At 47.0% G+C, this 11,672-nt stretch carries 8 protein-coding genes; 5 read left to right on the top strand and 3 right to left on the bottom strand.

Annotated elements, in window-relative coordinates; translation table 11 throughout:
• Positions 1-111: 111 nt before the first annotated feature.
• Complete coding sequence (locus tag D829_RS30235) at positions 112-465, bottom strand: hypothetical protein (RefSeq protein ID WP_193748439.1); 354 nt, start codon at positions 463-465, stop codon at positions 112-114.
• 33 nt (positions 466-498) lie between these two features.
• Positions 499-858, bottom strand: coding sequence for a hypothetical protein (locus D829_RS0101705; protein ID WP_017687105.1), 360 nt, complete (start codon positions 856-858; stop codon positions 499-501).
• Positions 859-1,758: 900 nt separating this feature from the next.
• Here D829_RS0101705 and D829_RS0101700 point away from each other — a divergent pair.
• The 3 genes from D829_RS0101700 to D829_RS0101690 all read left to right on the top strand — a co-directional run bounded on the left by D829_RS0101700 (position 1,759) and on the right by D829_RS0101690 (position 6,741).
• The gene (locus D829_RS0101700) at positions 1,759-3,693 is read left to right on the top strand and encodes a carbohydrate-binding protein (protein WP_017687104.1); all 1,935 of its coding nucleotides are present in this window, start codon (positions 1,759-1,761) and stop codon (positions 3,691-3,693) included.
• Between the two features lie 33 nt (positions 3,694-3,726).
• Positions 3,727-5,790: a family 43 glycosylhydrolase gene (locus D829_RS0101695; protein WP_017687103.1), complete on the top strand. Its 2,064-nt coding sequence runs from the start codon at positions 3,727-3,729 to the stop codon at positions 5,788-5,790.
• Positions 5,791-6,021: 231 nt separating this feature from the next.
• Positions 6,022-6,741 carry an SDR family NAD(P)-dependent oxidoreductase gene (locus D829_RS0101690; protein WP_017687102.1) on the top strand — a complete coding sequence of 240 codons (720 nt, stop codon included), beginning with the start codon at positions 6,022-6,024 and terminating at the stop codon, positions 6,739-6,741.
• A gap of 79 nt (positions 6,742-6,820) precedes the next feature.
• On the opposite strand, the gene D829_RS0101685 is transcribed toward D829_RS0101690, so the two are convergent.
• Positions 6,821-7,849: a hypothetical protein gene (locus tag D829_RS0101685; RefSeq protein WP_017687101.1), complete on the bottom strand. Its 1,029-nt coding sequence runs from the start codon at positions 7,847-7,849 to the stop codon at positions 6,821-6,823.
• Between the two features lie 259 nt (positions 7,850-8,108).
• On the opposite strand from D829_RS0101685, the gene D829_RS0101680 reads away from it, so the two are divergent.
• Both D829_RS0101680 and D829_RS0101675 read left to right on the top strand, forming a co-directional pair.
• Entirely contained in the window at positions 8,109-10,184 is a 2,076-nt protein-coding gene (locus D829_RS0101680) for a methyl-accepting chemotaxis protein (RefSeq protein ID WP_017687100.1), read from the top strand.
• A gap of 94 nt (positions 10,185-10,278) precedes the next feature.
• On the top strand, positions 10,279-11,451 hold the full coding sequence (locus D829_RS0101675; RefSeq protein WP_017687099.1) for an aminotransferase class I/II-fold pyridoxal phosphate-dependent enzyme: 1,173 nt from the start codon (positions 10,279-10,281) through the stop codon (positions 11,449-11,451).
• Positions 11,452-11,672 lie beyond the last annotated feature (221 nt).

The following is an 11,672-nucleotide window of genomic DNA, read 5'->3' as shown; positions in this document are numbered from 1 at the left end:
GCTCCGGTTGCACCGGTTGTCCCTGCTGTACCTGTCGCTCCGGTTGCACCGGTTGTCCCTGCTGTACCTGTCGCTCCGGTTGCACCGGTGACTCCATTGATACTTGGGGTTTCACCCAGCAATTCGGAAGAAACCAAACGATGGGCTAGTTACCAAAGCGCCTGTGCTGCTCTTACCCCATACGGATACTTGCACAGGATCATTAACCGTCGCTGTTGTTGTAAAAGTAAACTCGAAGGCATCAAGATTCGCGTAATAGTTGTTGGTTACTACTTGATTGGGTGCGACGTCAAAAAACTCACTGACATACAGAACCCTCATTCCACCACTCATGTAATACCCTTGAATTTGTATGGTTGAGGTAGTCACATCACTGCGGTTATCAATTTTGACTGTAACTGTCTGAGTCGGCCTTACACCGCTAACAGCATTATTTTCTATTGGCCCTGTTGATAAAAAGCTCATCGCTACATCTCCTTTTTGAGTAGATTTTATCTTTTAGCTGTTATTAACTGTTTGTTCGTGCTCCACCACCCGGTGTGCATCAACCAATTGTCCAGAGGCTTGTTTGCCCCACACTGAAATCTCTACTTCCTCCACGCCTTCCACATCTGTTCCAAAAACAAACTCAAAAGCATCTAAATCTGCAAAATAATTTCTGGTCACTGCTTCATTAGGGGCAATACCGATTACTTCACTCACATACAGCGTTCTTGTTGTGCTTAGCACATAACCCTGAATGGATACTGTTACAGAATCCACATCAGCCCGACTTGCCAATCTAATCGTTACCTGTTGGGTCGGTCTAACCCCGGAAACCGGATTGTTTTCTATCGGCCCAGTTGATAAAATAGACATTTTCCCATCCCACCTTTATGAACCTCTGACTCTAGCAGTATTTGGCATAAGCTCACTCGATATTAATATTCAAACACTCAATCAACGGTGTGGACAAAACACAGGGGGCAATCCACCAATATCAATAAACAACAACCTTCTGCGCTCTTTAGCTATACAAAAACTGGAATATGTACAACAAAGAGAAGAAATTATGCAATGTCAAAGTTGGTCAGCAAGTAAGAGCAGATTTTGTTATATAACCAGGATCGATTCCAGAAAAAAACGAAATGACCGTCCCCCGGTAGATTCCAGGGAAACGGTCACAGCTTAAGACATCTTTTTCTCGTATCTAATTCATGGGGCGGGTAAAGCTGCTTGAAAGTGTAGTTATATAGAATATGAGATCGTATTTTACCATAAAGTCCGATGTTAAACACATGGAATAATTACGATCTTCTTCATCCTCTACTAAAAAATAGAAAAAGATTGTATTATCTTAAAATTGTGATATGATATCGTCAAGATAATAAACATTTAAAAGAAAATATGAAAAATAATTACATTTAAATGTGACCAATCCTCTTTCTTCGCCAAATTTCAGTGTTCTAACACATTTTATTGAAAGCGATTACAAAAAGAAACCTGACAGATTATAGCTTTTCTAATCGTACACACAGATGCAGGCTTACTTCGGGTTATAGCCACTCCCCTTGCTGCCGTGACCACGTACCCGGTGCACAGGTCGTCTGGCTTAAACCATATATGACAACATGAAGACTTAACCTAACAGCCAACCTAACCATTATTTCAAGAAGGGGGTGACATGAGGGAAATCTCTTCGTTTTTTCGGCATTTCATCATCACTGCTATTCTGAATTTCAGCTCACCAACTAATCCAATCTCATGGAGGCGAAACGTATGATTCGTAAACCGCTAGTTTTGTTGTTGTCTTGTCTGCTAATCTTTGTCACCCTGCCCGTTGAATCGAGCCATGCAGCCAATGCAGCCGTTGCCAAACTTCCTGGAAATTCCAATCCCCTCATCGATCATAAACTGGGAGCCGACCCTTATGTGCTCGTCCATAACAATCGGGTCTATGTCTACATGACAGGTGATGCATATCTGTATAACAGTGACGGCTCTGTCAAAGAGAACCAGTACAGCACGATCGGGAAAATTAACGTCATCTCTTCAGCTGACATGGTGAACTGGACAGACCATGGCTCCATCCCGGTAGCAGGTGCGAATAATGCCAATAATGGACAAGGAATTGCCAAATGGGCTACCCAGTCCTGGGCTCCTGCCATGGCGAAGAAAACCATTGCTGGCAAAGAAAAGTTCTTCCTGTATTTTGCCAACTCAGGTGGAGGTATTGGCGTGCTCACGGCGGATTCCCCCATTGGACCGTGGTCCGACCCGCTCGGACGTGCCCTCCTGACACACGGAACACCAGGTATGTCCGGTGTAACCTGGCTCTTTGATCCGGCTGTACTTGTCGATGATGATGGCTCTGCTTACTTGTATGCTGGCGGCGGCATTCCGAACGATACCAACGCTGCTTCCATTGCCAATCCCAAAACAGCTCGAGTCATTCGTCTCGGTGCCGACATGACCAGTGTGGTGGGCAGTGCTGTGACTATTGATTCTCCTTATATGTTCGAAGATTCTGGCATCCACAAGTATAACGGCAAATATTATTACTCCTACTGTATCAACTTCGCGGGAACACATCCCACTGCATATCCAAAAGGTGAGATCGGATACATGGTTAGTGACAGCCCGATGGGGCCTTTCACGTATAAAGGACACTTCCTGAAAAATCCCGGCACGTTCTTCGGCGTAGGCGGCAATAACCACCATGCCGTGTTCCAGTTCAACAACGAATGGTATGTGGCGTACCATGCACAAACGGTAAGCAAGGCATTCCTCGGTGATGGCAAAGGGTACCGTTCCACACATATCAATAAGCTGACCCACAACGCGGATGGCTCCATCCAGGAAGTGCAGGGTAACATGACTGGTGTATCCCAAACGTCCAACCTCAACCCGTATGTCCGGGTGGAAGCGGAAACCATTGGCTGGCAAGCAGGAATTAACACTGAACCAAGTCAAGCGAGCGGTGGCCCTGTAGCCAATCAGAATGTCACTAACATTCATAATGGGGATTGGATCGCGGTCGGTAATGTTGATTTTGGCTCAGCTGGAGCTTCCAAATTCAAGGCCAATGTCGCTTCTACCGGAAATGGCAACATCGAGATTCGACTTGACAGTCCGACAGGTCCTCTGGCTGGAACACTTAACGTAAGCTCAACCGGCGGTTCGCAAACTTGGCGCGAGATGGAGACCAATGTTACCAACGCAACAGGTGTACATCGTTTATATCTGGTGTTTACAGGCTCGGGCAATGGAAACCTGTTCAAACTGGACTACTGGCAATTTACATCCGGTTCGGGCGGTAACCCTAACCCAAATCCTAATCCCAATCCAAACGTTACCCGTTACGAAGCCGAGAATATGACGCTTGGCGGCCAATACGCTGGCGTAATCAGTTCCCCTTTTAATGGAGTCGCTCTTTACGGGAACAATGATTATGCAGCCTATAATCAATATTTTGGATTCCCAACCCATCAGTTCTCTGTCCGCGGCGCTTCCAACAACAATAATACAGCCCGTGTTGATCTGGTCATCGGGGGTGTAACCGCTGGTTCTTTCTACTTCACGGGAACGGAGCCGACCGTTCAAACCCTCACCGGCATCACTCACACTACAGGCAATCAGGAAATCAAGCTGGTCGTAACAACGGATAATGGCACTTGGGATGCTTACATTGATTATCTGGAGTACTCGCTTTAATTCATAGGACATGATCGATTGGGAGGATAGAATATGTGGAAAAAAATCAGTACTCTTCTACTCGCTCTTCCTTTGCTTATAACATCATTCCCGTTGACAAGTCCCGCTGCTTCAGCCGCAACGTTCAGCAATCCGGTTATTTACGCGGATGTTCCTGACAGTGACGTCATTCGGGTGGGCAATGCATTTTATATGACAAGTACAACGATGCATATGAATCCGGGAGTTCCCGTCATGAAGTCTTATGATTTGGTTAACTGGAGCATCGTAAACTATGTATACGATACGCTTGGAAACGGGGATATACAGAATCTGAACAATGGACAAAACGAGTATGGACGTGGTTCCTGGGCGAGCAGCTTGCGGTACAACAACGGTATATATTATGTAGCCTTTGGTTCGCTTTCCACGGGCAAAACGTATATTTACCAAACCAGCAATATTGAAACAGGGCCATGGACACCTTACACATTGAACAGCTATTACCATGACCCCTCCCTTTTGTTTGACGGGAATCGGACCTTTCTTGTTCACGGCAGTGATAACATCAGTATCGTTGAGCTAACACCTGATGCCAAGGCCGTGAAGTCCGGCGGTCTCAATCAGGTCCTGATTCCAAACGCGAGCAGTGTAGCCGGCTCCAACATGATTGTAAAGGCAGAAGGAGCACACATTCAGAAGATCAATGGTATGTACTATGTATTCCTGATTGCCTGGCCTTCTGGTGATGGTCGCATTCAGCTTGCCTATCGTGCAAACACATTGACAGGTCCATACACAGGTAAAGTTGTACTAAGAGACTCGGGAATCGCCCAAGGAGGCATCGTGGATACCGCATCCGGCGCTTGGTACGGCTTGCTGTTTCGTGATAGCGGGGCCATTGGGCGCATCCCCTATCTCGTTCCGGTAACGTGGTCGGATAACTGGCCTGTGTTTGGGGTGAACGGCAAGGTTCCCCTTAACATGAATATGCCTGTTGAAGGTCAGCCCGCTGCCAAAATCTACGGGTCCGATGAGTTCAACGCAACCACATCTGGCACCCCCTCAGTAACGCAACTGTTAGTGAACGGCAGCTTTGAGGAAAGTACCATTCAGCCGTGGACCAGCAACAATACGGCGACCATCACCGTAACAAATGCCGAAGCGTTCAGCGGTACAAAAAGCCTGCTCGTCAGCGGCAGACAGCAGACAGCAGGCGGAGCCAAACAGATGGTTACAGGCAAGCTGGTAACGGGAGGAACGTACTCTTTTTCGGCAAAGATCAAATACACTACTGGTCCTGCAACCAAAACGTTCAATCTTAGCATCCAGAACGGTGCAAGTTATACCGGAATTACTATTATGGGCAGTGCGACGTTAACCCGCGGACAGTGGGGTACCATTCAAGGTACGTATACCGTTCCGTCGAATGCAGACCTGTCCCAAAGCTTTATTTTTGTGGAAACACCGTATAACTCGAATCCGGACCCGACCAATGATCTGATGGCATTTTATGTGGATGACGTCTCCCTGACGAGCAATTCATCTTCTGGTACATCCAGTCTCGCTACTTTCTGGCAGTGGAATCATAACCCCGATGCTGCCAACTGGTCCCTGCTCCAGCGGCCCGGTTTCATGCGGTTAACTGCAGGCAAAATCAGCAAAAACCTGTTAGAATCCCGCAACACGCTGACACAACGAACCTTTGGTCCAAAAAGCACAGGGATGACCGCTTTGGATACAGCAGGTATGAAGGATGGTGATTATGCTGGACTTGCCGCTTTTCAGGCCAAATATGGTTTTGTCGGCGTAAAAATGACGGGCAGCACCAAATCCATCGTTATGGCTAATGCCAGTTCCGGCACCATGACCGAAGTAGCAACTGTGCCTTTAAACCAGAACAGAATATATCTACGCGTCATCTGTGATTTTACGAACCAGACCGACAAAGCCTACTTTGCTTATAGCCTGAATGGCAGCAACTGGACAACCATTGGTAATACACTTCAAATGTCTTACACACTGCCACACTTTATGGGATACCGGTTTGCACTATTCAATTATGCAACGAAGTCTACCGGAGGATATGCAGATTTCGATTATTTCCGCGTAGAATAAATGTGGTTTTATTCGCTTATTGATCAGGACCTGGAACTCCACCATGTGTGGAGCCAGGTCCTTTTCAGTACATTTCTTATGAAGAGATTCACCTTTTAACTTCAAAAATCCCGAATCTTGATAAGGATGAAGTATACCTCATGTAAACTTCATGTTCCATATATCACCTCTATAGTAAGATATAGATTAATGTAAATTTTATTAATTTCTAATTGATAAGGAGGGCTTTATTTGAAAAATATAATTGTCTTTGGTGCAAGCAAGGGATTAGGCGATGCCTTTGTCAGAGGCGTGCCGCAATCCGGTGATAAGGTCTGGGTAGTCTCCCGCAGCAAGCCGGAAAGTCTGTCCGTGGAGGATGGCGTCCAGCGAATATGGATTCAGGCTGATCTTTCCGAGCTTCAGGCCGCGGAGCAAGTTGCCAGCCAACTTCAAGGCGAGACGTTGGATGTGCTTATTTATAACGTGGGGATCTGGGAAAAGGAAGGATTTGAAGAGCACTACACGTTTGATCGGGATGAACCCGCAGATATCAGCCAGCTGATTCATGTGAATGTGACTTCTACAATTGTATGTATACAGGCTTTACTGCCTCAGCTCCGCCAGTCTGAAGCAGGGAAGATCATCCTGATCGGTTCAACAGCCGGCTTGAGCAATGCGGGCAGCAGCCAGGTTTCTTTTGTCGCGTCCAAATTTGCCATACGGGGTATTACGGAAGCTCTAAGAGAGCATACGAGAAATGACCGCATCGCGGTGACATGCATCAACCCGGGAGAACTGGCGGCAGAAATCCCGTATGAAGACGGGATGGAACGTGCACTGGCCGAGTATGATGGGACCCGCATTCCCTTGCAGGATATGGTCGCCATCGTTCGATGTATTATTAGCTTGTCCAAAGCGGCCTGCGTGAAAGAGATCAACATGCCCGCCTTAACGGATACGAACACTTAGATAGCAATGACATTTGCCCACCTCACTCGGTCCGTTCACCGGAGTGCGCTCTGTATACACACGCTGGACAGAAGCCCGTTTACATTATTACATGCGACAAGTGCGCAATACCTATAGAATTCAGGCGTTCATGCTCAGGGATATTTTCATATAACAAATGGGATTTTCCGGCCTTGGCCAGGTGATCACGCATAGCTGCAATCCGTCCTTTGTTAACATCAATAAAACGAAAATCGATTTGGCGCAAGTGCTCCAGCCCGGTCAGTTCAGCAAACGAATCCGCCTTGAGCGCCGTATTAATCTCTTTCAGTTCAATGGACTCCAAAGCACGGGCTGTCCATAGATGTTTGGTATCCCGTAACGATTTCATATAGTCCAGTTCGAGCTGTCTGAGAGAGGTCAGATGGGAAAAGTCGCATAAATGCTCCAGCTTGGGCAAGGACAGATGCAGATATTCCAGCCCGCGCATCTGTTCGAGTCCCTGAATACTCGTCAGTTTGCGAACAGAGCTGAGCTTCAACATCGAGATGGTCGACTGTGTCAATACATCCAGTCCCCCTTTTAACTCACAGTGATCCAGGGACAGATACTGAAGCATAGGCAATTCCGCTAACACATCAACACTTTCGACCGTGCAGTTCAGAATGAGCGTATGCAGTTGGAGACATGCCGCAATGGAAGCAAATCCGTTGAATCTGCCACGCAGTTCAAGAAAGGTCAATCGTTTGTAGTGTTTAATAAAATCGAGCCCGGTCGCCTTTGCAGGTGAATTCAATCTTAGAAACTGTATCTGCTCCATCGCACCCAGAATCGTCAAATCCTGTGCCTGCGAAAGATCAAGCTGCAAGGCAGACACATGTTTTAACTGTGCCAGTCTCCCCAAAAATCCGGATGAATATACCCCTTTAGGGTCCATATGTGATATGTGTAGGATCAGATCCGGCCGGGCAAAGAACACTTTGGCATCGAGCTCGGCAAGGTCCTCGTATGTATCCGCGTCAACGCGAAAATGAACCGTTGCTCTGCGGCGCAACAGATGCACCGCCTGGTGCATCTTTTCGGCATTCCATGGACCCCCCTGTATTGAAGCATGCCATAACTCACTCACAGATAACCCCCCGTTTCCATCCATAGTTCCAATTCATTCCATTATAAAACAACATCGCCTGAATGAACCACCACCGATCCCCGTTTTTTCATTCCTTTTCTCTTTTTTCATCCCTCCCCTTTCATCCTCCTCATACTCATGCCTTTCCTTTCCATTGCTTTCAGGATTATTCGACAAAAATCTACATAAAACTATAGATCATGCCGACATATAACTTAGGCGTTTTGAGCTTTTTATTAATCATCTGGGGAGATGGAATATGTCGAACATGTTGAACAAGTGGGGGAAACCAGGAACACGGACATCCAGTATGGCAAATACGTTGTCCATTGTGCTGCTGATCATTATCGTAGTTGTCTTTGCCGTGCTGGGAACATTTATGTTTGCAAGCACACGAAACATTCTGGTGAAACAGCAGGAATCCATGCTCCAGACCAAGACACAAGCCATTGTTAGTGAATTTGATGCATTATTCAAAGAAAAGGGCGCACTGGTCAAGCAAATGTCCACTAATACATTATTTCAGCAATACATAGAAACAACAGCATCTGCTGCGGATGCGGCAAGTTCTACCTACGCTGCGCAAACACAGGCGACACTGGCCGCTATCGTTAAGGCAGAGCCTTCCTTTGCAGATGCCTGGGTCGCGGGTCTGGATGGAAAAGGCTTTTGGATTCAAAATGATGGTGTCGTATCTGCACCGGACTTTGATATCCAGTCGCGTCCATACTACAAGCCGGTTACTGACGCAGACGGACTTTATTTCTCCGATCCGTACATTGATATTGCAGCAGGCGATGTACTCATGGGTATCTTTTATCCGATCAAAGACAAAAACAACAACACGATCGGCTTTGCCGCAGCGGATATTGCATTCAAGGATATCCCGGCGATTATGGAGAGTTATTCCCTTGGAAGCACGGGCTATTCCATGTTGCTGTCCAAGAGCGGGGAAATTCTGTACCATCCAGATCAAGAAAAGGTATTGAAGGAGAACATCCTGAACAGTACGGGGGACATGGGGGACATCGGCAAGAAAATGCTTGCGGGTGAAAACGGCGTACAACTTATGAACGACAATGGGGAACGTCGATATATCGGCTACGCTACCAGCAAAGATACGGGATGGTCCGTTGGTCTGACCATATCCGAAGAAGAAGTTCTCGCGGAATTAAAAACGTTCACGTGGATTACGCTTGGCGGTTTTGCTGCAGCCACCCTTCTGCTTGTGATTATCTGTTACATTACCCTTCGCCGTCTGTTACGCTCCATACCACAGCTGCTGGCCAAGATTAAACAGATTGAACAAGGTGACCTGACTGTCAAACTGGATATCAAATCTAATAATGAAATTGGACAGATCGCCACAGGTTTGAATTCCATGGTGCAGAAAATTCAGGGCATGCTGCAAATGGTCGGCAGCTCGGCGCAAATCCTGAACCAGTCGTCGAATGATCTGCAAGCCATCTCAACACGAACAGCTGTGACCATGAATGATACATCAACAGCTATTAACGAGATTGCCAATGCAACGAATTATCAGTCCATTGAAACGGAAAATATTTTACGTAAAACAGGCTCGTTATCCAGCCAAATCGATGAAATTGCTACCGATGCGCAGGCTATGGGAACGGTCGTGCAGACATCTGTCGATCAAAGCAGCCAAGGACTCGCGGTTGTGGAACAATTATCGAAATGGTCCGAGGAAAACCATCAATCCACCCAAGCAGTGTCCTCTATTATCCATGAGATTGACCTGAGTCGGAATGAAATATCCAGTTTTGTGGATACGGTCAAACAGATTGCCTCTCAGACGAACCTGCTCGCCCTGAATGCCTCCATTGAGGCTGCACGTGCTGGCGAACATGGACGAGGATTTGCCGTCGTTGCCGAAGAGGTCCGCAAACTTGCAGAACAGACGGCTCAGGCAACAGAGGAAATCAACAAAAAGGTGAATGTTATTGAAGAAAAAACAACCCTATCGGTTGAACATACCATGCGCGGTATGAAGATTGCGGAGGAAAATGCCAAATCTGTAGAAGATACCAAACATGTATTCTTCAGCATTAACAAAGACCTGAAAGATCTGCAGCAGCGTATGATGCAGATTACGAGCAATACCGCCAATGTACACAAACACAAAGATGAGATATTCCAGGCACTGGAGATTATCTCTTCCACCACAGAGGAGAACTCGGCATCGACGGAAGAAGTAAGCGCCAGCACGCAGGAGCAGTTGGATAGTATCGAACAGGTAGCGGATCTGTCGAAACAGTTGAACCAGCTATCTGGCAAACTGCAAGACGAACTAAGCCAGTTTAAAGTAAAGTCATGATCCGCAAGCTTCCCCCTGCTCTTCTCTTTTAGTCGCTGTCCATTTATTATTAATGAATATGTGTACGAAGAGGATTGGAGGCTGAATCATCATCATGAACTTTGCCAAACGAATGGATCATTTCAACGAAGGAATTTTCACCCGGCTGCTGGAGATCAAGCGCCGCAGACTGGAGAACGGGCAGCCCGTTATTGATCTCAGTGTGGGTACGCCGAATATCCCACCTGCGCAGCATATTATAACTGCACTGTGCGAGGCCGCAGCTGATCCGGCTAATTATATATATGCTGTGAATGATCAGAGTGAGTTGCTGCAAGCTACAAGCGATTGGTACAAGCAACGCTATCAGGTCGAGTTAGACCCGGCAACACAAATCTGTTCCTTGCTCGGTTCACAGGAAGGGCTGGCACATATATCCCTCTCCATTGTCGATGAAGGTGATCTGGTGCTGGTCCCTGACCCCTGCTATCCCGTCTTCGCTGATGGACCTTTATTAGCCGGAGCAGAGCTGTATTATATGCCGCAAAAAGAAAAAAACGGGTATGTTATTCAACTTCAGGATATACCGGAAGATATCGCTCATCGAGCAAAATTCATGCTGGTCTCCTATCCTAACAATCCAACAACTGCGATGGCACCGGATCAGTTCTATCTCGACCTGATTGCCTTTGCCAAGAAGTATGATATTATCGTGCTTCACGATAATGCGTACAGCGAGCTCGTGTTTGACGGAAAGTCATGTGGAAGCTTCCTCGCTTTCCCTGGCGCCATGGACGTCGGTGTGGAATTCAATTCCCTGTCAAAAACGTACGGACTGGCAGGAGCTCGAATCGGCTTCTGTGTGGGCAATACAACCATGGTCTCCATGCTGAAAAAGCTAAAATCCAATATGGATTACGGGATGTTCCTACCGATCCAAAAAGCAGCAATTGCCGCCATTACCGGTGATCAATCTGAGGTTGAACGGGTCAGAGCTATTTATGAACAGCGCAGAGACATCCTCTGTGAAGGCTTCAGCAGTCTGGGTTGGCCGATTGCCAAACCTGAAGCAACGATGTTCGTCTGGAGCCGGATTCCGGCGCACTACGACAGCTCGGAGCAATTTGCCATGGATCTGGTTACACATGCAGGAGTCATCGCAACCCCAGGCAGTGCCTTTGGTCCTTCAGGTGAAGGGTATGTGCGCTTCGCCCTCGTTCAGGATAATGAAATATTGCAACAAGCGGTACAATCCGTCGATGACAGCGGGATTCTGAAATCCAGCTAACGGGAGTACGATTCGAATGTGCTCAAGCCAAAATCCCCTCAAGGTCCACAGGGAGTAAGAGTTTCACGTTTGATATCGTGAACTCTACTTCTTGTAGACGTGAGGGGATTTTGTCATTTCGTGCGGGAGTAGACATTCATCGGGTGAGGTTATCTGTGGGTACCACACGTCAGGTCCAATGATCCAATATCTATGCAACCGGGTTAAACAGGAACATAAGA

It is taken from the genome of Paenibacillus sp. PAMC 26794, from assembly GCF_000316035.1.
Lineage (GTDB): Bacteria > Bacillota > Bacilli > Paenibacillales > Paenibacillaceae > Paenibacillus.
Note: the sequence above shows the minus strand (reverse complement) of the source record. Positions and strands in the feature narration are given on the sequence as shown.

Coding starts and splice junctions, on each gene's coding strand:
- D829_RS30235 (WP_193748439.1), bottom strand. CDS start 465: ATGAGCTTTTTATCAACAGGGCCAATAGAAAATAATGCTGTTAGCGGT.
- D829_RS0101705 (WP_017687105.1), bottom strand. CDS start 858: ATGTCTATTTTATCAACTGGGCCGATAGAAAACAATCCGGTTTCCGGG.
- D829_RS0101700 (WP_017687104.1), top strand. CDS start 1,759: ATGATTCGTAAACCGCTAGTTTTGTTGTTGTCTTGTCTGCTAATCTTT.
- D829_RS0101695 (WP_017687103.1), top strand. CDS start 3,727: ATGTGGAAAAAAATCAGTACTCTTCTACTCGCTCTTCCTTTGCTTATA.
- D829_RS0101680 (WP_017687100.1), top strand. CDS start 8,109: ATGTCGAACATGTTGAACAAGTGGGGGAAACCAGGAACACGGACATCC.
- D829_RS0101675 (WP_017687099.1), top strand. CDS start 10,279: ATGAACTTTGCCAAACGAATGGATCATTTCAACGAAGGAATTTTCACC.